Source organism: Desulfurivibrio alkaliphilus AHT 2, assembly GCF_000092205.1.
Taxonomy (GTDB): domain Bacteria; phylum Desulfobacterota; class Desulfobulbia; order Desulfobulbales; family Desulfurivibrionaceae; genus Desulfurivibrio; species Desulfurivibrio alkaliphilus.
In genome coordinates this window covers 1,209,352-1,232,506 of sequence record NC_014216.1, presented here as the reverse complement: position 1 = coordinate 1,232,506, position 23,155 = coordinate 1,209,352, and the positions used below count along the sequence as shown (strand labels likewise).

Here is a 23,155-nt window from a genome sequence, read left to right as displayed (position 1 = left end):
AAGCGATTACGGGGACAGTTTTCAAAACTGTCCCCGATCCGTTCGCCGTTTCGCCTGCCACAAAATGCGGTGTTGCTGCGCGTTTACTATTCGGTTTGCAGAGCGGCGGCGCTGATGGCCGCCGCATCTATTTTGGCCAGCTGCCATAGCTGCTGCTGGCTGCCATGCTCCAGGAAGCGGTCCGGCAGGCCCAGGGTTTTTACCTTTACCCCGGCCAGGCCCCGGCGCTGGAGCAGTTCCAGCACCGCCGAACCGAAACCTCCCGCCCGGACATTGTCCTCCACCGTCACCACCCGCCCGGTTTTGCCGGCCCATTGGCAGATCAGATCCCCGTCCAGAGGCTTGACAAAACGGGGGTTGATCACCGCCGCCGAAACGCCGGTTTTGGCCAGGCCCGCCGCTGCTTCCAGGGCCGTGGCCACTCGGTTGCCCACCGGCAGCAGCAGCACATCCGAGCCTTCCTGCAGCAACTCCCCCTTGCCGAAGGGGATTTTTTGCAACTCCGGCGCCAGGGTTACCCCCAGGCCGGCCCCCCGCGGATAGCGGATGGCCACCGGCTCCGGGCTTTGCAGGGCGGTAAAGAGCATGTTGCGCAATTCGTTTTCATCCTTGGGGGCCATCAGGATCAGGTTGGGGATGATGCGCAAAAAGGAAAGATCGAATACACCGTGGTGGGTCGGGCCGTCGTCGCCCACCACGCCGCCCCGGTCGATGGCGAAAATCACCGGCAGTTCCGGCAGGCAGATATCGTGGACGACCTGATCAAAGGCCCGTTGCAGAAAGGTGGAGTAAACCGCCACCACCGGCCGCAGCCCCTCGCAGGCCAGCCCGGCGGCAAAGGTGGCGGCGTGCTGCTCGGCAATGCCGACATCGAAAAAACGGTCGGGAAACTCGGCGGCAAAGCGGTTCAGGCCGGTGCCCGACGGCATGGCGGCGGTAATGGCGCAAATCCTGGGGTCCTGCTGGGCCAGCTCCACCAGGGTGTCGCCGAACACCTTGGTATAGCTGGGCGGCCCCTCGGTGGCGAACGGTTTGCCGGTGGCCACCTCGAAGGGGCCGACCCCGTGAAAATCCCCGGGCCGCTCCTCGGCCGGGGGGTATCCCTTGCCCTTGGTGGTTATCACGTGAATCAGTACCGGCCCCTGGCTGAAATCGCGCACGTTGCGGAAGGTTTCCAGCAGCGAGTCCAAATGATGGCCGGGGATCGGGCCGATATACTCAAACTTCAGGGCCTCAAAGAGCATGCCCGGGGTGAAGAAACCCTTCAGGCTCTCTTCGCTGCGTTTCAGCAACTGCAGCACATTCTCGCCCATCTGGAAGTTTTTCAGCAGGTGTTCCAACTCTTTTTTAATCCGGACCATGGTCCGGCCGGTGAGCTTGCGGCTCAAGAAGCTCGATAAGGCGCCGACATTGGGCGAAATCGACATCTCGTTGTCGTTTAAGATGACAATCAGGTTCTTGCCCAGGTGACCGGCCTGGTTCAGCCCCTCAAAGGCCAGGCCGCCGGTCATGGAGCCGTCGCCGATCACCGCGATGGTTTTGTTATTCTCTCCCTTGAGCTCGGTGCCCGCCGCCATGCCAAGGGCGGCGGAGATGGAGGTGCTGCTGTGGCCGGTGTCGAAGTGGTCGAACTCGCTCTCTTCGCGCTTGGGGAAGCCGCTGATCCCCCCGAACTGGCGCAGGGTGGCAAAGCGCGCCTGGCGGCCGGTGAGCAGCTTGTGGGCGTAACACTGATGTCCCACGTCCCAGATGATCTTGTCGTTGGGGGTGTTGAAAATGTAGTGCAACGCCAGGGTGAGTTCCACCACCCCCAGGCAGGGGGCCAGATGCCCCCCGGTGCTGGCCACGGTGTTGATGATGGTGCTCCGCAGTTCAGCCGCCAACGCCGGCAACTGCTCGGCTTTCAGGCGGCGCAGCTCGCAGGGAGACTCAATGGACGGCAACAGACAAGCGCTGCCGGGCTTCTGGCCTGGCTGATGATTGTTTTCATTGTTCATAATAATCCGTTACGGTTGGGTGCAGATTTAAGTTAAATAATCGTTTACAGGTTATTTTGTTCATTTAAGATTACGGGGGCACATGGTAAGCGGTCACAGGGTGCCGCAGGTTGCGGCAAGCGGACCGGTGCCGCGTACCTCAGTACGCAAGCCGGGCCGATCGCCGCAAGATGCGGTATCCTGTGATCGCTTACAGGTTATTTTCTGCGGGCGGCGATATAGCGGGCCAGTTCCCGCAAGGGCTCGGCTTCTTCACCGAAGCCGTTCAAGGCCGTTATGGCGCCGGCCACCGCCTCGTCGGCCTGGCGCCGGGTTGCTTCCAGGCCCAGCAGGGCCGGGTAGGTGGCCTTGCCCCGGGCGGCGTCGCTACCGGCGGCCTTGCCCAGGGTGGTGCTGTCGCCGGTGACATTGAGCAGATCATCGACAATCTGGAAGGCCAGGCCGATCTGTTCGCCGTAGCTGGTCAGGGCCTCGTACTGCCGCCGGTCGGCGCCGCCGCCGATGGCCCCGCTCTGGACCGCGACGGTGATCAGGGCCCCGGTTTTGCAGCGATGAATCTGTTGCAATTGCTCCAACTCAATTTGCCGCCCTTCGGCCTCGATATCCAGCACCTGGCCGCCCACCATGCCCATGGGGCCGATGGCGGCGGCGATGTTGCCGATCAGGTGCAGTTGCTCGCCGGCACTGATGTTCTTGGTCGCCAGGGGGCGGGCCAGCAGTTCAAAGGCAAAGCTTAGCAGGCCGTCGCCGGCCAAAATTGCGGCGGCTTCCCCGAATTTCTTATGGCAGGTGGGGTTGCCCCGGCGCAGGTCGTCATCATCCATGGCCGGCAGGTCGTCGTGGATCAGGGAGTAGGTGTGGATGCACTCCAGGGCGGCGGCCACCGGCAGCAGCGGCCGGGAATCCGTCGGCAGGGCCTCGGCGGCGGCCAGACACAGAATCGGCCTTATGCGCTTGCCCCCGGCCAGCAGGCTGTAGCGCATGGCCTCCACATGGCCGGCCAGCGGCCCTTCGATGGGGGGCAGCAACTGGTCCAGGGCCTGTTCCACTTCCTGGCATCGATGGTTGAGATATTGTTTGATGTCCATGGGGTTATGATGTTCGCTTGGGCTTAATTTGGTTTTGGGGCTGGTCGGTGGTGGTGCAGGCAGTTGCTTGGGGGCAGGATCAGGTTTCGTCGGCCTCGCTGAAGGGTTTGCCCACCAGATCGCCGTTTTTGTCCAGCAAAAGCTCCACCTTCTTTTCCGCCTCATCCAGGGTTTTGCGGCAAAAGGCAGCCAGCCGGATACCCTCGTCGAACCTTTTCAAAGACTGCTCCAGGCTCAACTCACCGTCCTCCAGCTCCCTGGTGATCTTCTCCAGTCGGGCCATGGCATCTTCGAAGTTCTGTTTGGCCATTGTGCAACTCCTATGGTTGTGCCGAACCACCAAAAAACAATGGTGCAGCAAGCGGCATCATTACTTAATTAACTGAGCGTCAACGGGCATCCACAATCCAACGTAACCGATTACGGAGCCACGGGGTAAGCGGTCACAGGGTGCCGCAGGTTGTGGTGATCGGGACGGCGCCGCGTACCTCAGTACGCAAGCTGTCCTGATCGCCACAAGATGCGGTGCCCTGTGACTGCTTACCAACATACAATGAAGCACGGCGGGTGGGCAATCTCTTTCCAAAAAAACCGGCTTGTGGTAGGTTGCCGACCATGACCAGCGACAGATTGGCGGAGCATGTCGACGGCTTTCTGCGGTGGTTGCAGGTGGAAAAGGGCTACTCGCCCCATACCGTCAGCAGCTACCGGCGGGATCTCGACGAATTTGCGGCCCTCGACCGGGGCGCCGGGCCGCTGGAGCGCGTTGACCAGCTTGACGCCCGGCGGGTGCGGGCTTTTGTTTACAGCCTGCACGGCCGCAACCGCAGCTCTTCGGTGGCCCGCAAGCTTTCGGCGTTGCGCACTTTTTTTCGTTACCTGCAAAAAAACGGGGTCATCGCCCACGACCCCGCCGCCGCCGTCGCCGCCCCCAAAGCGGAAGGCTATTTGCCCACGGTTTTAAGTGTGGACGAGGTTTTCTCCCTGCTGGAAATGCCGGGCCCGGCCGACACCTACGCTGCCCGGGACCGGGCCATGCTGGAGCTGCTGTATTCCACCGGCATGCGGGTGGCTGAACTGGCGGCGCTGAACCTGGAACAGTTGGACCTGGCCGAAGGCATGGTCCGGGTACGGGGCAAGGGCAACAAGGAACGCCTGGTGCCCATTGGTACCCCGGCCTGTGAAGCGGTACAGGCTTACCTGCCCCAGCGCGAGGTGCTGTTGCGGGCGGCAAAGCGAGAACGAGAGGAGCCGCAGGAAGAGAAACCCCCGGCGCCGGCCGGCGGCAAGCGGAGCCGGCCGGCCCGGCGGGAGGCGGCCCAAGAGCAGCCGCTGTTGCTTAACGCCCGGGGCGGCCGGTTGACCACCCGCAGCATCGAACGGTTGGTGAAGCTGTATGCCGAGCGGGCCGGGATCGCCGCCCGGGTCAGCCCCCACGCCCTGCGCCACTCCTTTGCCACCCATTTGCTGGAAATGGGGGCGGACCTGCGCACCGTGCAGGAACTGCTGGGACATGCCAGTTTGTCCACCACCCAGAGGTATACGCATCTTAACCTGGATCACTTGACGGCGGTGTATGACAAGGCCCACCCCCGCGCCCAAGGTTAGTATGTTTTTTCGTTAAATAATTTTTTTATGGGAGCCATAACATGCAGGTACGTTCTACCACCGTGGTGGCGGTGAGGCACCGGGAGATGGTGGCCATGGCCGGTGACGGTCAGGTAACCCTGGGCAACGTGGTGGTCAAGCACCAGGCCCGCAAGATCCGCCGGCTTTACCATGGCCGGGTGATCACCGGCTTTGCCGGCGCCACCGCCGATGCCTTTACCCTGTTCGACAAGCTGGAGCAGCAACTGGAACAATACAGCGGCAACCTGCTGCGGGCGGCGGTGGAGCTGGCCAAGGAATGGCGCACCGACCGTATGCTGCGGCGGCTGGAGGCGATGATGGTGGCGGTGGATGCCGAGCGCTCGCTGCTGCTCTCCGGCAACGGCGACGTGATTGAACCCGATGACGGCATTTTGGCCATCGGCTCCGGCGGCCCTTACGCCCATGCCGCCGCCAAGGCCCTGGTGGCCCACAGCGGCCTTGATGCGCCGGAGATCTGCCGCGCGGCCATGGAGATCGCCGGCGGTCTTTGTATTTACACCAACGACAGTATTCACCTGGAAGTGCTGTAACCCGGAAAACCGGAGTTTTTGAAGAGGTTCAATCATGATTATGCCCGTAGCTTATAACCCGGACGACCCCGAAGGGGAGCGCGACGACCAGACCGAGATGGTGAATTCCCTCACCCCCCGGGAGATCGTCCGCCAGCTCGATGACTATATCATCGGCCAGGGAGAGGCCAAGCGTTCGGTGGCCATCGCCCTGCGCAACCGCTGGCGCCGCCGCCAGGTACCGCCGCCCCTGCGCGATGAAATCGCCCCCAAAAACATCATCATGATCGGCCCCACCGGGGTCGGCAAGACTGAGATTGCCCGCCGCCTGGCCACCCTGGCCCAGTCGCCCTTTTTGAAAGTGGAGGCCTCCAAGTTCACCGAGGTGGGCTACGTGGGCCGGGATGTGGAATCGATGATCCGCGACCTGCTGGAGCTGGCCATCGGCATGGTCCGCGAGGAAGAGCGGAAAAAGGTCCAGGAAAAGGCCGGGGTGATGGCCGAGGAACGGATTTTAGACCTGCTGGTTCCCCCGCCGCCGCCTCGCCGCCCCGGCGCCGCCGGCCCCGGTGGTACCCCGGCCATCAACCTCGCTTACACCCCAGCAGATGGTTTTACCAAACCCTCCCACGACCAATCCGCTCACGACCCATCCGCCCACGACCCCGGCGCCGCCACCGGCTCCGGCGAGAGCACCCGGGATAAATTCCGCCGGATGCTGCGCGAGGGCAAACTGGATGAGCGGGAAGTGGAAATCGAGGTGGAACAGCAGCAGGCCACGCCCATGTTCGACGTCTTTGCCGCCGGCGGCATGGAAGAGATGGAGAGCAACCTGCGGGAGATGTTCGGCAAGATGTTCCCCCGCAAAAGCCACAAGCGCAAGCTCAAGGTGCGTGAGGCCCGGGAGATTTTACGCCAAAGCGAGGCGGAAAAGCTGATCGATCATGAACGGGTGCTGCGCCTGGCCATCCGCCGCACCGAGCAGGCGGGGATTATCTTTCTCGATGAAATCGATAAAATCGCCTCCAAGGGCGGGGGCTCCAGCCAGGGGCCGGAAGTTTCCCGGGAAGGGGTGCAGCGGGATCTGCTGCCCATCGTCGAGGGCGCCACGGTAACCACCAAGCACGGCATGGTCCGCACCGACCATATCCTGTTCATTGCCAGCGGCGCTTTCCATGTAAGCAAACCTTCCGACCTGATCCCCGAACTGCAGGGGCGTTTTCCCATTCGAGTGGAGCTTGGCCCCCTGGGCGAGGAAGAGTTCTACCGCATCCTTACCGAACCCCAGAACGCCTTGCTCAAGCAGTATTCCGCCCTGCTGGCCACCGAAGATATCGAGCTTACCTTCACCGATGGGGCGATCCGCGAGCTGGCCCGCCTGGCTGCCGAGGTCAACTCCCGCACCGAAAATATCGGGGCCCGGCGGCTGCACACCATGCTGGAGCGGCTGCTGGAAAACCTGGCTTTCGAGGCCCCGGAGATGACCGAGAAAAAATTTGAGGTAACCGCCGATTACGTGCAGGAACAGCTCTATGGCGTGGTAAAAGACGAGGATTTAAGCCGCTTTATTCTTTAATTGGCGGCGCCGCACGACTTTGGCCCGGCCCTGGCCCGGCGGCAACGCTTACTTTACACGGGAGATTGCCGAATGTACGACATAATGCTGAAATACTGCCCTTCCTGCGGGGGCGAGTTCCGGCCTGAAATCCAGAGCTGCGGTATCTGCGAGGTGCCCCTGGTTTCCGGGGCCGAGATGCAGGCCAAAGATAGCGAGCGCGAGGCCAAAAAAATGGGCCGTTCCGGCACCCTCACCGGCGGCGAGGAGATGGTCCAACTGCACCGGGCGCCGCTGGCCGATTTGCGTTACCTGGAAGGAATGCTGGCCGAAGAGCGGATCGCGGTGCGGATCAGCGCCGAGGAGGGCGGTTGTAAGAAAGGCTGCGGGCCGCCCATGTTTGTCATGGAGGTGAGCAAGGTCGACGCCCAGGATGCGGCCCGAATTGTCGAGCAGGAATACCGCCGGATGACCGCCCTGGACGATCATCTGCCGGTGGCCGCCGACGCGGTGTTCAACCCCGAGGAAGAAGAAACCACCTGCCCGGCCTGCGGCTTCAAATTCCCCCCCACCACCACCGAGTGCCCCGACTGCGGCCTCAACTTCGGATAGTCCGCTAAACCCGGAACCGCCCGTGGAAAAGCCGGCAAGGCTGTTCGGCGGGCGGTTAATCGGCAGGCTTCTTTGACGGTGCTCGGCGGCGGTGGCCAGCGTCAGGTTTACTCGCCGATGATCTTGACCAGCACCCGCTTTTTGCGGCCGCCGTCGAATTCGCCGTAGAAGATCTGTTCCCAGGTGCCGAAGTCCAGCTTGCCTTCGGTGATGGCCACCACCACCTCGCGGCCCATCACCTGGCGTTTCAAGTGGGCATCGGCGTTATCCTCGTACCCGTTGTGCCGGTACTGGCTCACCGGCTCATGGGGGGCCAGCTTTTCCAGCCAGACCTCGTAGTCGTGGTGCAAACCCGACTCATCATCATTGATAAAGACGGAAGCGGTGATGTGCATGGCGTTCACCAGCACCAGCCCTTCCTTGATGCCCGAGGCACGCAGGCATTCCTCCACCTGCGGCGTAATATTGATAAAGGCCCGCCGCCCGGGCACATTGAACCACAACTCCTGACGATAACTTTTCATTTTCAACTCCTTATCTGTAGAACATTAGAACATTTTGCGGGCGTCATAAAACATGAACGTTCCCGCGGCCTGGCCCGGCAGTGGGCGGAGGGTTAGCGGCCGCGTTCCGCCATGCTCAGGGCTCCGGTGGGGCAGGCGTTGCGGCAGAGGCCGCAGCCGTAGCACTGCAGGGGGCTGATTGCGGCCCGGTCGCCGTCCGTGGTTTGGCGGCTGGCGATGGCCTGAAACTGGCAGGCTTCCGTGCAGGCGCCGCAGCCGTTGCAGAGTTGCTCATCCACCACCGCCACCTGTTCCCCCCGGAACATCAGCTCTACCTCCAGATTCAGGGCGCGCAGGCCCAGGCACTCGGCGGGGCGGCAGTTGCAGATGGCGCCGATGAAAGGGGTCATCATGGTCCAGATGGTATGGATGGCGCCCTCCTTTTCCAGCTCTTCCATCTGGCCGATGGCCTCCTCCGGGCTTAGCCGTTCCAGGCCCTCATCCTGGGCCAGGCCGAAATAACCCATGTCCAGGTTTTCATACCAGGCGTCCGGGGTGTAGCTGACGCTGTAGCAGCAGCGGTTTTCCGCCTTCAACGCGGCCCAGCGGCAGGCGCAGGGCAGCCGCACCACCGTGGCGGCCTTGCCCACCAGGGTCCGGATATCCTCTATGGTGACCACCTGCCCGAAATGTTCCTCTTTGGCCCGCGCCACCATGGCCCGGGTCAGTCGCTCCGGCAGCTTGCCTTTGCGGCGATAAAGGCTCTCCAGCCGCCCCAGGGACGCCACTCCCTCCTCGATGGTGGAAGTAAAAAACTCCCTGATGTAACCGCGTCGCCGCAGGTCGGCGGCCAAATCCCGGCCATAATTGGCGGCATTCTTGAACCAGATTTGGCCATCACCGTGTTTGGTGCAGAATTCACACATAAATGCTCAACCTCCTATGCGGGTGGGGCCGGTTGCCGGGCCATGGTTAACTCGTTTTATCGTCAATGCTTACTGACCGCGGCCTGCGATAGAGGCCGAGACGCTCCGAGATAACCTCGAAGTTCGGCTCGCCCTTGGGCAGTTGTTCATGTACCCCCAGCAGTAGCACCCCGCCCGGCAGCAAGTGCCCATACAAGGTTAGCGCGATGCGCAGTTGCAGGGCGTGGTCGAAGTAGGTGAAGGCCAGGTTGCGGCAACAGATCAGGTCGAAGCCGGTCTCCGGCAGCGGGGTGCGCAGGTCGTGAGGCAGAAAGCGCACCGACGCCTTGAAGCCGGGCTGCAGGCAGTGGCGCCCGTCATGCTCGCGAAATGCCGCCGTTCGCCAGGCGGGCGGCAGATTGCGCACGGCGCTCCAGGGGTAGCAGGCCGTTTCGGCCCGGGAGAGCAGGGCGGCGTCGGCATCGGTGGCGAGAATGTCCAGGGTGATTTCCTTAAAGCGGCTTGCCATTTCCAGCCTCCAGCCGATGGCCAGGGTATAAGGCTCCTCTCCCGAGGCGCAGCCGGCGCACCAGATTCTGAGGGTGCGCGCGCCGCGGGCTGTCGCCGCCTGGGCAAGTCCCGGAAGCGCCTCATCGATGAGCGTCTCGAAGACCCGCCGGTCCCGGTAGAAACGCGTCACGGTGATGCGGCAAAGCTCATCCAGAACTGCCCATTCACTCTCATGGGCGGCCAGATAGCCCCGATAAGCGGCCGCGTCGGCACAGCCCAGTTCCGCCATGCGCCGCCGAATGCGCTTGCATGCCTGGGCTCGTACCCGCCGGTAGCCCGGCCAACGCAGCGCCATCCGGGGCAGGGCCCACTGCAGAAACGCCACACACTCCGAGTCGTTCATCACTATTTCCTCTTGCCGCCTGTCGCTGAGTCAACCATCATGCTTCTTTGCTTGGTTGCCTATTCCAAAGCGTTTGCCGAAGCTGGCTCTGAAAGAAAGCGGCCGGGCCGGAAATAATCGCCCAACACCTCCAGGGCGACCGGGTTGCCCGGCACCGGCGGGTCGTCACGGAAGAGGCCGACCCCGGCAAAGGGTGAATAATAGACCCAGAAGGTCCAGTGCAGGCCGGCCTCTTCCATGATCGTGAGCAGGTCGTGGAGGTATCTGCGGGCGCTATCCGGCCAGGGGTTGGTGTGCATGGTAAACTCCCCGACATAGAGCGGGACCCCATGCTCCCGCATGAAATCCAGGGCGTAGGCCATTTGTTCGACAAGCTCTTGCCGGTTGATCTGGCCGATGGTGACTTGCCGGTGCCAGTTCAAGGCCAGGCCCCCGTTGCCGCTGCCGGCTTCGGCGCTCCGGTACCAGCCGCTCAGCCGGTATTCCCCGGGAACAACCTGGATGGGGCTGCTGCGCGCGGTCGCCGGTTGCCGACAATCGGCGAAAAGCAGGGATCGCCCGCCGTTGCGGGCCCGGTATTCATCGAACAGAACGCAATCGCCGTCGGTGCGCCAGTTAAAGCCCGGATAGTCGATGGCGAAAGCGTTGTTGGCCACCAGCGGGGCCGGCAGTTCGATCTCGCGGCCGGCGGCCTCCAGCTTGAGGTCGTCAAACCAGATCTGGCCCGGGTTCTCCGAATAAATGGTGGCCAACAGGAGATCCGCCCCTTCCGGCGCCACGCCCCGAACTTCGATTTTTCGCCACTCCTCGGCCTCTTCGGGCCCGATTTCCGCCCTGGCGCTGGCGATCAACGGCCCGGCCTTGAACATCTCGCCGGGATAGGTGGTCACCGGCCGATAACTGGTGGTCGAGTAAAAGGCGAACTGGGGGGGATGGAAAAAGTGGATGCTGTAAAGGACGTTGGGGTCGTCCAGCAGGATCAGGCGCTTCTCCCAGTCGGGCAGGATCGCTTCCTCGACAATCAGCATATGGTTTGGGTCGACCTCCCTGATCCGGGCGGCCACGGTGGTCATCACTTCCCGGTAGCGCTCGATGGTGCCCGGCGTCCCCTCGTTGAGCAGATCATAGCCGGCGATGACCGGGTCATCGCGATAGCGGCGGGCCAGTTCGACCCAGAGGGCGTAAAACCTTTCCTGGTTCTCCGGCTCGATCCAGAACCGGGCCTGGTTCTGGCGATGGACCACGAAATCGTGCGGGTTCTGCTTGCCCGGCGCCAGGTGCATGTCCAGGATCACATAGACCCCATGCAGCCGGCACCAGTCGAGAATTCGGTCCAGCAGAGCAAAGCTCTCCCGGCGATAGCTGAAAGGCTCGGGTTCGAAATCGCGATAGTCCAGGGCCAGGCGGATGACATTGGCCCCCATCCCGGCGATCCGGGCGATATCGTCGGGGGCGAGGGTGTCGAAAAAGCTCCTGAACTCAACATTCAACCCCCGGAGCACCACCTCTTCCCCGGCGGCGTTGACCACCCTGGGGCCATCCACCCGGAGAAAGCCATCCCCCGGTTGCGCCGCAAAGGCAGGCCCGGCGGTAAGCAGCAGCAAAAAAATTTGCAGAAGACAAAGGGCGGATTTCATGGCTTCTCCTGATTATGGTGCGCGCGTGCCTGGCGGGCGAGTCCGCCGGAGTTGCGCGAGCAGGCATAAAATGAGAATTTAAGCATCGAAAACCAATATGTCCCGTTTTTTCAGGCGTCGACGCGGCGGCCAGTCATCCTTAACCGGGCCACCTCGGCGAATACTGGCCATACAGGGGGCGCCAAGCGCCCCCTTTAAAATGTATAGGTCACTGCCATAAATCCGCGCGTCAAATAGCGTCTATCCACAATGGGACTCTCGCCAATCTTGTCATCCAGGATTTCATAGCTCAGGTTGATTGTCGCCATCCATGCCGGCGTTAACTCCATCATCGTATTCAGACCCACCGCCCAGTTGGTGGCATCATTCAGGCTGTAGGCCGGTCTGTCCGCACGCGCCGCCGATTCCGGAACGCCAAACTCATAGTTGGCCAGGTCGCCATCCAGCCAGTTGACCGACACCGATGGCGACAGGCGTACATTGCCCCACTGAAAGCCTCGGGACAACGACGCACGGGCCGTGCCGGCGTCAATACGTCCGAGCAGATCGTGGGTATAGCTCAGCGATAGGCTGAACCCGGCGGGCAACTGGCTGTTCATGGCCAACCCACCGAAAACCGTGGTTTTACGGTTCCCGAGCCCCGTTAATTGGGTAGAGTCGTCCTCTTCGTAGGCCCTAAAGCGCATCTCACCGCGCACCGCCAGGCGCAGCGGGCCGGCTCCATAAAGGTTATAATTGACCACCGGCCCCAACACCTGGAGCCGGTCGCCTATATAGACAATGGCCGGGATAGGCTGCAGGCTCAGGCCACTGCTGCCCACATAGGGCGAGCTTTGCATCACAATGCCCAGGCCCACGCCAATCTGGCCCCTGTCGCCCAAGGGGCGGTTGGGCGTCAGAGTCTGCTCCAGTGTCTGGCCCCGCGCCAGGGTTACCCGGGCGCGGTTAAAGCTGGGCGGGCCCCGGGGTTGATAATCGTTGGACAGGGCAATGGGCTCGCGGGGGATGCCGATAAAGTTGCGATCCAGCTCGCCGTTGAGATTTTCATCCAGAAATACCAGCAGCGCATAGTCACCGGGGTCCAGGTCTGAAAGAGTGAAAACCTGGTCAACGGCATCGATCGAAAAGTGTTTTTCCTTGATCGGGTTGCGAAAATCGCCAAAACTGCTGGGGTCGTCGTAGGCGCGGACGATCAGTCGACCTTCTTTGGGACTGTTGCTGATGGTGAAGGCAAAGCTGCCCGAATGGGCTTCCTGTGGCACGCCCAAAAGCAGTGTGAAAAGCAGGGGCACTAGCCGACGCATTGCCTCTCCTGGTGAGGTGATAAGACATCCCTTTCCGTTCTGCTCAACGCTCCTGGTTTTTCCAGGCAATCGCTCATTAAAAGTTGCCAGGAACAAGTGGCCATGAGCCCGCACCCTTGAACCGCTCGGGGCGCCATCTTTTACTCTTCGTTTTTTTGATATTTTAGAAGCCTGCTTTTCAGTTCGGAGGCGGCCGGTTTCGCCTGTTCGAGAACTTCCTCGATCCGATTGAAGTGAAGCATCCGAATATCGTGAATTTCTGGCTTGATGTAAATATCCGGTTGAGTAGCCTCCATTCGGGCCGCGATGATCGACTGCTGCATCATGGTAAAACTGCCCAGCAGTAAATCCAGGGAATCGACCTGCTGGTCCTCGGGCCGGGTTCGCGACCGGGAAACGTCAATGGCAACGACCAAGTCGTGGCTTTTGAGCAGGAGATCAAAAGGCAATGGATTGGAGGTGCCGCCGTCGATTAAAAGTTGCTGATCATGCTGAACCGGTGAGAAAAGCCCGGGTACGGCCATGCTCGCTTGAACGGCGGAAAACAGATCACCCTGGTCGAGCACCACGGTTTTCCCGGTCCAGTAATCGGTGGCTACGACCTTAAGGGGTATGGCAAGATCCTCAAAACGGCGGGCCTCAACCTTGTCGGCCAGAAACTCGAGGAATCCGCCGGGGTCAAAGGCACCGCCGTCATTACCGATTTTCAGCAGGGCGGTCAGGGTAAGCTCGGCATTGGGCGTGATCAGCCGAGAAAGAACATCGAGGCTGGAACCGCCGAATTCGGTAAAAATTTCCTCAATCTCGGCGGCACTCAACCCGGCCGCGTAAAGCGCCCCGATTACCGCTCCGATGCTGGTCCCGGCAATTCCGGCCGGCTTAACCCCCAGATCATCAAACACCCGCAGCATGGCGATATGAGCCAGCCCCCCGGCGCCGCCGGAGCCCAAAGCAAGGCCGATTGCAGGTAAAGGGGTGTTCCTGGAGTCGTCCATCGCGACTGCACCTTTATTAGTCGGCACCATTATCAGTGTGACCAGAATCAGCAAATGGGAAAGGGTTTTCATGTCGGCATCAGCCTTTCCGGTTTTCAGTTAATAGCCCGAGGTGCTTTGGCAATAGGTGAGGTGATGGTGATAGAAAGTTGCCTTTCTCTCAAAGCCGTGGGTCAACATTGCCCGGCCCGCCGCATTCGGGAAGGTAACAGGAAACATTTTTGAAGTCACAGACCTCGCCACAGCTTGGGCATTTTTCAGGCGGCTGTTGCGCTTGCACGGTTCTGCCGCAATTCCCGCATTTCCAATGAGGATCCTCCTTGGTCATGACGGCTTCGCCATGGGGGGAATAGCCGCAATGACCGCAGAGGGTCTTAATCTCACTGTAATCCTTGCCACATTCCTCGCACAAACCCGTTTTAATTTGCGACATTTTTTTCCTCCTGATCTTTTTTCGGACACTGATGTTTATCGTTGCGGCACGTGTAGGGCCGGCCAATTATTTTTCGGTGGGCAACTCACACTTGGCTTCTTTGGTTGATCCTGGCCCGGCCAAAGGACGAAAACACTTTTTGGTGCCCCCGCAAATCGGGCAACGCCAGCTTTCGGGCAAGTCTTCAAATTGGGTCCCTGGTGGGATTTTGCCTTTACGGTCACCACGGTCAGGGTCATAAACATAGCCGCAGTTTGAGGTTTGACACTGATACATTTCTTCGGGCTTAGCCATGGTTTGTTTCTCCCTGTACCAATTATTTTTTGTTATAAATTACTATCCTCATATTCTATTATTGTGCTACTAATTGGTGTCAAGGTCAAACAAAAATAGGATGCGGGCGATCTCATCGCTTTTCAGTGTAAAAATGGCGAAACATCGACATGTACTGGCGGTTGTGTCGAAAAAAACTGGAAATGTGAACATGAGCGGCTGCCCAAGATCTACAGCCAGGAACTGGTTAATCTGATTTTCGAGCTGCCCCATTGCCGGATCGGCAACCTCACCGAGGCGGGGATCGCCAAACGCCAAACAGCCTCGCGATATCTGAAGCAGCCGGAAAGCGACCAAAACCTATTTGGGGGTCTGAAATGAGCAAGTTGGATAAAGAAGAGCAAGGCATTCTGGACGCATTTGATGCCGGCAAGCTCAAGCGGGCTCCGGGGTTCGAGGAAAGGAAAGCGCGGCATCAACAGTACGCGGAAGCCACGTTCAAGAAAGATGCCCGTATTAACATCAGGCTTTCTTCCAAGGATCTTCGGGGGCTCCAGAAAAAAGCCCTGGCGGAAGGAATTCCCTACCAGACACTGGTTGCCAGCATCCTCCACAAGTATGTGGAAGGTCGCTTGCGTGAAGAGCGGTGATCAGCTCCCGGCCTTTCGGTTTTTTCCGTACCGCTCCGGCGCCGGCCGAGCGCTTGATCCGGTCATCGCCGCCGCCATCGAGGCCATTTACCAAAACGCCTTTGGCTGACCGGAGCGAAGCTTTTTCAGCTTAATCAAGCCTTGACAGGGATACGGCAACGCCGTACAATTAAGCTATGCTATTTATGAAACATCGATTTTTACCAAGCTGTTGCGCAACTACCTCTCGGACGAGGAATATTGTGGGCTGCAAACCTATCTATTGCAGAAGCCGGATGCTGGCGATCTCATCAAGGGATCAGGTGGTGTTCGCAAGGTTCGATGGGCGTCGGCGGGTACGGGAAAGAGCGGTGGCCTCAGGGTGATTTATTACTGGAAAAAATCTGACCACGAGATATGGATGCTCACACTTTACAGTAAATCGGAGCGGGCCAGTATTCCCGGGCATACGCTCAAGCAGATAGCGGAGGCAATCAAAAATGGCTGACAGGAACCTTGGAGCAGAAATCCTTGACGGTATCAATGAGATTAAGCGGTTCAAGAAAGGCAAACTGGAACTGCGGACCCATGAACTTTCAGCACCGTCTCCACCCAAGGTGATTCGGCTGAAATTAAAGATGTCGCAATCGGCTTTTGCCGGTCTCATGGGAGTAAGCGTGCGGACCCTTCAGGACTGGGAGCAGGGGCGGCGGGAACCGCAAGGCCCGGCGGTTGCGCTCTTGCGTATTGTAGAGCAACACCCGGAAGTGCTTGGCCAGCTTCACTGACCAGGAGTAGAAGCGTAACCCGCCTTCCTCTTCCGGCTCCCTGAACAACTCCCGACCGGTGGCCGACTACTTGTCGCTGCCGGAGATAATCCAGAGGAAGTGGCAGGTGTCCAACAGGATATTCATTTTTCCTCGCCGGAAAAGGCGTTAATCAACTCCTTTTTTTTCTTGACAACAACCATCGTCATGTCCTAGAGAAAGCGCAGAATCATCCTGTCGGCATTGGCCGGCAGTCCCCGGTTGCCTGCGCGCCGGGTTTTTTTTTGAGGTGTCATGTGACCACGATATGATTACCAGGGAGCTTCGAGGCATGGTAACCGGTCATAAAATCAAACGGCATCACCTGAAAAACAACCTGCTGCCGGAGCGCATTTTCTCCAACCCTGGTGCCTCATTGATTGCCCAGCGCCCACAGAAATACACTCCGGCCTGATCGCTTTCGACTCCGGCGCCGGCCGAGCGCTTGATCCGGTCATCGCCGCCGCCATCCTCGCCTTTGGTTTTGTCTATATTCACCCTTTTGAAGACGGCAACGGCCGGCTGCACCGCTACCTGATCCACCACGTGCTGGCCGAACGCGGCTTTAGCCCGCCCGGCATCGTCTTCCCGGTGGCGGCTACGATTCTGGAACGGATTGAATCCTACCGCGCCGTTCTGGAGGACTACTCGCAACGCCTGCTCCCCCTGGTCGAGTGGGAGGCCACCGACCGGTGCAATGTGCGGGTACTCAACGATACGGGCGATTTCTACCGTTATTTCGACGCCACCCCGCACGCGGAGTTCCTGTACGGCCGGGTGCGGGAAACCATCGAACAGGAGCTGTCGAAGGAAACCGCCTTCCTCAAAAACTACGATACCTTCCGGGTCCGGATCGGCGAGTTGATCGACATGCCGGATCGTACCATCGACCTGCTGTTCCGGCTCCTGCAGCAAAACGGCGGCAAATTGTCCCACCGTGCCCGCGCGAAAGAATTCAGCGCCCTGACCGCTACGGAAGCCGCCGCCATCGAGGCCATTTACCAAAACGCCTTTGGCTGAGATGGATCACGTGCTTACTCCGCCGGGGAGCATCTTTTTTGCTTGCCAACCCCCGCCGGTTTGGCTAGCTTATGCATTGTGCTAATTTGGAAAAACGCCACGATGGGGGAAAGTGGATGCCAATCTCGATGATCACCGCCTGCTGCCACCAGCCGAATATTCACCAGCCGCTCCGGGCCATGCCAAGCTTGTGAGCGGCTTTTTTGTGGACGTAACGCCACTCGGGTAACGAGGCATCGGGAATCAACGGAAAACTGTTAAATCTTGTGGTCGGGATGATCTACGGAAAAGCATTAAAGTTGGGTGGTCAAGGATATTCCAGAGTTGGTTCGCTAATTTAACCAGTCAACCTAACATGTTTGATGCATGAAGCGATATCTCTCGCCAGCGGGAAGATGCTGGCCATTATTTTGGCGGGAAGATATACAGGTTTGTTGAATTACTTGTTGTGCCTGAAGATGACTTCAATCCTCTAATCCGGGAGGCTCAAATGACAAAATTTAGAAGGAGCGGACATTGGCGAACGAATAGTTACGGGACAACATTTTGGGTAGGGGAACATGATGTGAACCGGGATGATTGGGATAGATTTTCCTGTGGACAATCAGTTGAGAAGCACATTAATGAAACTATTAAACCGTATTGTTACAGTTATTTTTCGTTTATAAATCCGAATGCCACATGTCCTGTGTGTGGTGAGCCTGTATTCTATTATGAATCTCCCTATGGTGGAAAGGTTTACTTCGACTCTTTAGGGCCTCCTTGGCCGAAGCATCCATGTATTGATTATGTTGTCACGGGGTCAAAATCACAAAATGTTCAATACAAAAATTGGGTTAATGAGTTATGGCAACCATTTCAGGTGGAAGAAATTAAGAAATTTGATGCTACTCATTATGAAGTTGTTGGAATATTGCTTAAAGAGTTTAAAAAGCAGACAATATTTTTTAACAATAATGAAATTAAAATTGATAAGCTGAAAAAAAATCTTAGCCACGTAAAAATACACAATGACAAATCCGTCTGGTTGTCAACATTTGAAATAGAAAAATCCAATAACAATGTTCATATACAAGGGTTTATTTTTAAGGGAAGCCTCTTGGAACCATCTGTTAGAACCATAATAGAAGAGAGCATACACAAAGGGAATACGCAACCAACAACTTTGATGGATGCCTTTAAAAAAGCAATCAGCTAATGGCACAACAAATCGCTTAACCGGACCGCGAGAACGCTGGCGGCGCTGACGCGGCAATTTGTGGTGGTGCGGTCAGGTTAGCTTATCGATATGCAGTAAAAGAGATGAAGCATTATTGTAGTTTTTTGCCCGTTGTGTAGGCAGCGGGGGATGACACAGGATGTCAAGTCGAAAGTTAATGTATAGACATTGCTGAGATAATGACATCTGGCCAATGGTCAGGATGATTAGTGTTCCTATGAACATAAAGTTGTCCTCCATAGTGTTAGTATAACACATTCTTAACAGTCGCGGCGCGTACCTCCGAGTACGGAAGGGGTTAGTAAACCTTTGGCTAAGCCGGAAGGGATATTTGGATGGCCGCAGTCCTACTCCCTTCCGGTTTTGCAGAATAAATAATGGTGTTTATGCGATCTCAAGACCACCCTTGGTATAAATCTCGTGGTTACATTCACTTTGATCTTCCTATCGGGGTTAGACAGGCTGAAGCAATAGCCACTTCTCCGAAGAGAGTGAAACGGCATTCATTTTATCCTTTCATTGCTTACGAAATAAAAAGTAAAAAAGTTCGTAAAGGGGAAGACGGGAAGTCACTGGCAATTAAGGAGAAAAAAAGACCAGTTTCATACGCTTCGCATGTAGATTCTCATATTTATACTTACTACACTTATATGCTTAATGAGGCGTATGAGAAATTTATTAAAGATATTGGTGTAGAAGAAAATGTTATGGCTTTTAGGAAACTAGGTAAGAGCAATATAGATTTTGCAAATGATGCATTTAATAAAATTATCGAAAGACAGTTTTGTGCAGCTATTGCTTTTGACATTGAAGGTTTTTTTGACAATTTAAATCATTCAATTTTGAAAGAATCGTGGTCAAGGGTTCTTGGCTTAAAAAAATTACCTGACGACCACTATAATGTCTTTAAATCTTTAACAAAATTCTCAAAAGTTTATAAAGATCCACTCTATGAAGCTTTTGCCATATCAAAAAACAACCCAAAAAAGAAAAACAAAAGAGTTTGTGAGCCAAGAGATTTCAGGAAAGTGGTCAGAAAAAATGGCCTGGTTGAAGTCAATAATACCCAGAAAGGAATTCCCCAAGGATCTCCAATAAGTGCATTACTGTCAAATATTTACATGGTTGAGTTTGATCAAATTGTATCTAGCGTAATGGGGGAAATAAACGGTTGTTATCTGAGGTATTGCGACGACATATTATGTATTGTCCCACTTGCCAGAAAAAATGAAATAATCGACAGGATTAACAAAGAGATAAAGAAGTTAAATTTAAACATCAATACGGACAAAACGAAAACATCAGAATATAGAGTTGTCAAAGGTCAACTTACGTGCGACAAGCCGCTTCAATATTTAGGTTTTGTTTTTGATGGGCACCACAAGTTAATCAGATCTGCCGCACTTGCAAGATTTTCAGAAAGAATGAAGTCCGGTGTTAGGTTGGCTAAATTGACAAGAATTAAATACAACCGTGTAAGGATAAGGAAAGGACAGCCGAGGCAGGACGTTTATAAAAGAAAAATTTATGAGAGATATTCTCATCTTGGGCAACGAAACTTCATTCGTTATGGGCTGAGATGTGCAGAGACTATGGGGTCAAGTGCCATCAAGAAACAATTGAAACCTTTTTGGGCAAGGCTTCAAGAAGAAATAGAAAAATAAAAATTTGCACATCAGCGGGCCAATCCGACCCTGCGGGAACGCTGCTGGCGCGGTCAGGTTACCAGAAAAATAATAAAATATTCATGAGCCATTGGTGCACAAAGAGATCTACCCACAAATTTTGCGAACGAGTCAAGAAATGGATAAAATTTCAAATTGCAGACCAAGCAAAGTAAGATGGTCTTCTCAGCCTAAAGAATCATATTCTGTACTGTACGACGGCGAAATGGTCGGCATTGGTCTTGACCCGATCTTCGACGCCGCCCCCGGCGCTTGGAATATCATGTGGCTTACCAGCGCCGAGAAATTGGAATCGCTGTTGGCTTACGGCGACGATCCCGGCCAGTTTCCGGCCAGCTTGGGGTCAATGCCGCTTGCGATCGCGACTGCCCTGCAAGCGCATGGCGACCGGCTGTTAGGAGAGCTGGCGGAGGAGATGAAGCCCCGGCAATTCCTGGATTATCTTCGGAACAACAAGGTCGACCCGATTATCAACCAAATCCACGGCCACGACATCTGGTTCGACATCGCCAGCGACAACATCAAGAAGCATTACATCGAGCTGGCCGACAACGTGAATCCGGTTGATTTTCGGCAGGGGGGGTGAGCTGATGAGCCCGAGACCTAGAATGGGATATTATAACCCTGCGGAGCAGGTCACCAACGCTTATCCTTTTCCGTTTGAACTGCGTGAAGACCAGAAGCGTGATGTTGATGCCTTGGTTGACTATGAGAGGGTGGGAATCTTCAACGGCCTTGGCACAGGCAAGACAGCGGTATCGACTGCAATCGCCCTGCACTGGGGGCTGGATGACCTGACGGATCAGATCGTGATCCTGCTCCCTCCAATCCTGATCCGGCAATGGGAGCAATGGTTGAAGAATTTCGACCTCGGTATAACAATTTACCAGGGCACACCTACAAAACGAAAACAACTTTCTCTCGATAACGACGTGATTCTGACTTCCATTGGGGTCTGGAAGAACGATTTCGAGCGGTTCAAAACGGGGTTGGGAGATAAGCGGGTGACCCTGATCGTGGACGAAGCAGCGTGTGTGCGATCTCCGGCGACTCAGAATTTCAAGTCGATCAGGGAGTTTGTGGAGCTGTCTGACAAGCGGTTGATTCTTATGACCGCGACTCCGCTCGGGAGTGTGCCTACCTCATGCTATGGGTTGATAAAGTTGAAGTCGCCGACGATATATCCATCGCATCGTTCTTTTAGGGTTATAGTCAAATCTGGTGTATGGGATAACTGAGGAAAATGGCGTATCATCCAGGTTGATTGATCACCACGACGATCACAGCCAACACAGGAGGATACGCCATGACCAAGTCTACCCCAACCGCTCTTTCACAACAAGGAAACAATGTCGCCGACCCGCTTACCGACCTTTTGCGCGATGGTGCCAGGATGCTGATTGCCCAGGCCGTAGAAGCTGAATTACAGGCCTTCATGGCCCAATACTCCAGCCGCTTGGAAGATGGCCGCAGGACAGTGGTCCGAAACGGCTATCTTCCCGGTCGCACGATCCAGACCGGAATCGGCGATGTCGAGGTCAAAGTTCCCAAGGTGCGAGATCGTAGCGGCCAAGGCCTCAAGTTCAACAGCAGTTTGTTGCCGCCTTATCTGAAGCGGGCGCGCAGTGTCGATGAGTTGCTGCCCTGGCTTTACCTGCGAGGAATTTCCACCGGCGATTACCAGGAGGCCCTGGCCGCACTCCTCGGGGAACAGGCCAAGGGGTTGTCGGCCAACACCATCTCCCGCTTGAAAGCCAAATGGCTGGCCGAGCACACCAAATGGCGGCAACGTGACCTGAACGGAAAACGCTACGTTTACTGGTGGGTGGATGGCATCTACAGCAACGTCCGCATGGATGACAAGCTTTGCCTGCTGGTGATCATTGGAGTTACCGACCAGGGGCACAAGGAACTGATAGCGGTGGAGGATGGCTACCGGGAGTCAAGCGACAGCTGGTATGAACTTCTCGCCGGGCTGCGGGCTCGGGGCCTGACCACAGGCCCCGAGTTGGCGGTTGGCGATGGTTCCTTGGGGTTCTGGAACGCCTTGGGCAGGGTCTATCCGAAGACCCGCCACCAACGCTGCTGGGTTCACAAAACGGCCAACGTGCTGAACAAGATGCCCAAAAAGCTTCAGCTCAAGGCCAAGGCTGATTTGCATGATATCTGGATGGCTGAGACCAAGGAAGATGCCAGCCAGGCTTTTGATCGTATGCTGGCCCGTTTCGAAGACAAATACCCCAAGGCCATGGAGTGCCTGGCCAAGGACCGGGACGAGTTGCTGGCTTTTTACGATTTTCCAGCCGAACACTGGGTGCATATCAGGACCACCAACCCCATCGAGTCGGCCTTTGCCACTGTGCGCCTGCGCAGCAAGAGATCACGGAACTGCGGTTCCAGGGACACCACCCTGACCATGGTCTTTAAGCTGCTGCAAAGCGCTGAAAAAAGATGGAAAAAGATCAAGGGATTTCGCCGGCTGGCTGAGGTCGTCACCGGCATACAATTCAAAAACGGAATCAAGGTGTCAGATCAACCTATGCGGATGGCCGCCTGAGGACTCCGTACACCAGATTTGACAATAACTCGTTCTTTTACCATAACCCATGTGAGGAGAGTGGACCGATATGGACAGCCTCGAACCTTTGATAATCTCGATTTGCTTCGCAGTAACCTGATGATTTATGCCACTGATACGAAGGCGGAGGATGTGCTGGATATCCCGGATGTGAACTACATCAACCTCGAATACGAACTGCAGTGGAAACACGCTCGATACTACCAAGAGCTGGTGGAAGAATTGCTGGTCGTTTTCGATTCTGGACAGGTGATCGACGCTGTAACCCAACAGGCTTTGTACCAGCGGGCGCAGCGAATGATCTTATCTGTCCCTGACCCCAAGATAGTTCCTGCCGGGTTGGATATGCTCAATCAAGTGATTGAGGAAACAGGGGTAGAGCGGCTGCACGACGAGAAGCTGTTGGTCTACGTCAACTACCGGGATTCCAACGATGCTGTGAAGGCGCATCTTGATAAGCTGAAGATCGGTTGTATCCAGATTTACGGCGGTGCGACTGATAACCATAAACGAGTCGAGCAGTTCCGGGATGATCCTGCGATCAAGGTAGCTATCACCCAGCCCAAGTCGGGAGGTGCTGGGCTTAATCTACAGTTCTGCAGGTATATGATGTTCCTGGAGCTGCCGATTACTTCTTCTGATTTTGAACAGTGCGTAGGCAGGATCAAGCGCAGTGGGCAGGACCGAAAGTGTACCGTTTGGCCATCCTGTGCAATTGGCACAATTCAGGAGAGTATCAGGGAGAGGCTGTTAAACAAGGAGGACCTATTGCAAACTGTATTCCCAACGAGGGAAACGTTAAGAAAGGCGCTTACGGGGAGATTACGTTAACCTCCTGAATGAC

Annotated in this window: 24 protein-coding genes and 2 pseudogenes; 15 read left to right on the top strand and 11 right to left on the bottom strand. The window is 56.6% G+C overall.

What is annotated here, in order from left to right; genetic code table 11:
* Positions 1 to 86: 86 nt before the first annotated feature.
* From dxs to xseB, 3 genes are all read right to left on the bottom strand, one after another.
* Complete coding sequence (gene dxs / locus DAAHT2_RS05265; protein ID WP_013163260.1) at positions 87 to 1,997, bottom strand: 1-deoxy-D-xylulose-5-phosphate synthase; 1,911 nt, start codon at positions 1,995 to 1,997, stop codon at positions 87 to 89.
* Positions 1,998 to 2,194: 197 nt separating this feature from the next.
* Positions 2,195 to 3,085 carry a polyprenyl synthetase family protein gene (locus DAAHT2_RS05260; RefSeq protein ID WP_013163259.1) on the bottom strand — a complete coding sequence of 297 codons (891 nt, stop codon included), beginning with the start codon at positions 3,083 to 3,085 and terminating at the stop codon, positions 2,195 to 2,197.
* Positions 3,086 to 3,164: 79 nt separating this feature from the next.
* Positions 3,165 to 3,395: an exodeoxyribonuclease VII small subunit gene (xseB, locus tag DAAHT2_RS05255; RefSeq protein ID WP_013163258.1), complete on the bottom strand. Its 231-nt coding sequence runs from the start codon at positions 3,393 to 3,395 to the stop codon at positions 3,165 to 3,167.
* 305 nt (positions 3,396 to 3,700) lie between these two features.
* Between xseB and DAAHT2_RS05250 the strand changes: the two genes are divergently transcribed.
* From DAAHT2_RS05250 to DAAHT2_RS05235, 4 genes are all read left to right on the top strand, one after another.
* Positions 3,701 to 4,693 carry a tyrosine recombinase XerC gene (locus DAAHT2_RS05250; protein WP_013163257.1) on the top strand — a complete coding sequence of 331 codons (993 nt, stop codon included), beginning with the start codon at positions 3,701 to 3,703 and terminating at the stop codon, positions 4,691 to 4,693.
* A gap of 41 nt (positions 4,694 to 4,734) precedes the next feature.
* The gene (hslV, locus tag DAAHT2_RS05245; RefSeq protein WP_013163256.1) at positions 4,735 to 5,265 is read left to right on the top strand and encodes an ATP-dependent protease subunit HslV; all 531 of its coding nucleotides are present in this window, start codon (positions 4,735 to 4,737) and stop codon (positions 5,263 to 5,265) included.
* Positions 5,266 to 5,305: 40 nt separating this feature from the next.
* Complete coding sequence (gene hslU, locus DAAHT2_RS05240; protein ID WP_492226228.1) at positions 5,306 to 6,820, top strand: ATP-dependent protease ATPase subunit HslU; 1,515 nt, start codon at positions 5,306 to 5,308, stop codon at positions 6,818 to 6,820.
* Between the two features lie 72 nt (positions 6,821 to 6,892).
* On the top strand, positions 6,893 to 7,411 hold the full coding sequence (locus DAAHT2_RS05235) for a zinc ribbon-containing (seleno)protein DG (protein WP_013163254.1): 519 nt from the start codon (positions 6,893 to 6,895) through the stop codon (positions 7,409 to 7,411).
* A gap of 107 nt (positions 7,412 to 7,518) precedes the next feature.
* Here the strand turns inward: DAAHT2_RS05235 and DAAHT2_RS05230 are convergent, their stop codons facing one another.
* The 8 genes from DAAHT2_RS05230 to DAAHT2_RS05195 all read right to left on the bottom strand — a co-directional run bounded on the left by DAAHT2_RS05230 (position 7,519) and on the right by DAAHT2_RS05195 (position 14,395).
* Positions 7,519 to 7,935, bottom strand: coding sequence for a secondary thiamine-phosphate synthase enzyme YjbQ (locus tag DAAHT2_RS05230; protein WP_013163253.1), 417 nt, complete (start codon positions 7,933 to 7,935; stop codon positions 7,519 to 7,521).
* Between the two features lie 92 nt (positions 7,936 to 8,027).
* Positions 8,028 to 8,840, bottom strand: a complete 813-nt coding sequence (locus DAAHT2_RS05225; protein WP_013163252.1) for a 4Fe-4S binding protein — start codon at positions 8,838 to 8,840, stop codon at positions 8,028 to 8,030.
* A gap of 46 nt (positions 8,841 to 8,886) precedes the next feature.
* Complete coding sequence (locus DAAHT2_RS05220) at positions 8,887 to 9,732, bottom strand: CheR family methyltransferase (RefSeq protein ID WP_013163251.1); 846 nt, start codon at positions 9,730 to 9,732, stop codon at positions 8,887 to 8,889.
* A gap of 59 nt (positions 9,733 to 9,791) precedes the next feature.
* The gene (locus DAAHT2_RS05215; protein WP_013163250.1) at positions 9,792 to 11,369 is read right to left on the bottom strand and encodes a glycoside hydrolase family 5 protein; all 1,578 of its coding nucleotides are present in this window, start codon (positions 11,367 to 11,369) and stop codon (positions 9,792 to 9,794) included.
* Between the two features lie 194 nt (positions 11,370 to 11,563).
* Positions 11,564 to 12,673 (bottom strand): MipA/OmpV family protein, encoded by a 1,110-nt coding sequence (locus tag DAAHT2_RS05210; RefSeq protein ID WP_013163249.1) that lies wholly within the window; start codon positions 12,671 to 12,673, stop codon positions 11,564 to 11,566.
* A gap of 140 nt (positions 12,674 to 12,813) precedes the next feature.
* Positions 12,814 to 13,740, bottom strand: coding sequence for a patatin-like phospholipase family protein (locus tag DAAHT2_RS05205; protein ID WP_013163248.1), 927 nt, complete (start codon positions 13,738 to 13,740; stop codon positions 12,814 to 12,816).
* A gap of 88 nt (positions 13,741 to 13,828) precedes the next feature.
* Positions 13,829 to 13,996, bottom strand: a complete 168-nt coding sequence (locus tag DAAHT2_RS15315) for a rubredoxin-like domain-containing protein (protein WP_353740469.1) — start codon at positions 13,994 to 13,996, stop codon at positions 13,829 to 13,831.
* A 171-nt stretch (positions 13,997 to 14,167) separates the two neighbouring features.
* A complete protein-coding gene (locus tag DAAHT2_RS05195) occupies positions 14,168 to 14,395 on the bottom strand; it encodes a rubredoxin (protein WP_013163246.1) in 228 nt (75 codons plus the stop codon).
* Between the two features lie 195 nt (positions 14,396 to 14,590).
* On the opposite strand from DAAHT2_RS05195, the pseudogene DAAHT2_RS14920 reads away from it, so the two are divergent.
* The 11 genes and pseudogenes from DAAHT2_RS14920 to DAAHT2_RS05150 form a co-directional block, all read left to right on the top strand.
* Positions 14,591 to 14,716 (top strand): annotated as a pseudogene (locus tag DAAHT2_RS14920) (Fic family protein); the annotation flags it as partial.
* Positions 14,717 to 14,751: 35 nt separating this feature from the next.
* A complete protein-coding gene (locus DAAHT2_RS05185) occupies positions 14,752 to 15,024 on the top strand; it encodes a hypothetical protein (protein ID WP_013163245.1) in 273 nt (90 codons plus the stop codon).
* A 211-nt stretch (positions 15,025 to 15,235) separates the two neighbouring features.
* On the top strand, positions 15,236 to 15,511 hold the full coding sequence (locus DAAHT2_RS05180) for a type II toxin-antitoxin system RelE/ParE family toxin (protein WP_245526862.1): 276 nt from the start codon (positions 15,236 to 15,238) through the stop codon (positions 15,509 to 15,511).
* Positions 15,504 to 15,791, top strand: a complete 288-nt coding sequence (locus DAAHT2_RS05175) for a helix-turn-helix domain-containing protein (RefSeq protein ID WP_013163243.1) — start codon at positions 15,504 to 15,506, stop codon at positions 15,789 to 15,791. Before DAAHT2_RS05180 ends, DAAHT2_RS05175 begins: the two co-directional genes overlap by 8 nt.
* 396 nt (positions 15,792 to 16,187) lie before the next feature.
* Positions 16,188 to 16,829 (top strand): annotated as a pseudogene (locus DAAHT2_RS05170) (Fic family protein); the annotation flags it as partial.
* Positions 16,830 to 17,319: 490 nt separating this feature from the next.
* Positions 17,320 to 18,027, top strand: a complete 708-nt coding sequence (locus DAAHT2_RS14620) for a hypothetical protein (protein ID WP_013163242.1) — start codon at positions 17,320 to 17,322, stop codon at positions 18,025 to 18,027.
* A gap of 398 nt (positions 18,028 to 18,425) precedes the next feature.
* Entirely contained in the window at positions 18,426 to 19,712 is a 1,287-nt protein-coding gene (drt2, locus tag DAAHT2_RS14250; RefSeq protein WP_218915046.1) for an antiviral reverse transcriptase Drt2, read from the top strand.
* Positions 19,713 to 19,851: 139 nt separating this feature from the next.
* Complete coding sequence (locus DAAHT2_RS05165) at positions 19,852 to 20,319, top strand: hypothetical protein (RefSeq protein ID WP_157861420.1); 468 nt, start codon at positions 19,852 to 19,854, stop codon at positions 20,317 to 20,319.
* 22 nt (positions 20,320 to 20,341) lie between these two features.
* A complete protein-coding gene (locus DAAHT2_RS05160; protein ID WP_041718825.1) occupies positions 20,342 to 20,971 on the top strand; it encodes a DEAD/DEAH box helicase family protein in 630 nt (209 codons plus the stop codon).
* A 68-nt stretch (positions 20,972 to 21,039) separates the two neighbouring features.
* Positions 21,040 to 22,290, top strand: a complete 1,251-nt coding sequence (locus tag DAAHT2_RS05155) for an IS256 family transposase (RefSeq protein ID WP_013162619.1) — start codon at positions 21,040 to 21,042, stop codon at positions 22,288 to 22,290.
* A gap of 120 nt (positions 22,291 to 22,410) precedes the next feature.
* Positions 22,411 to 23,142 (top strand): helicase-related protein, encoded by a 732-nt coding sequence (locus DAAHT2_RS05150; protein WP_041718824.1) that lies wholly within the window; start codon positions 22,411 to 22,413, stop codon positions 23,140 to 23,142.
* Positions 23,143 to 23,155 lie beyond the last annotated feature (13 nt).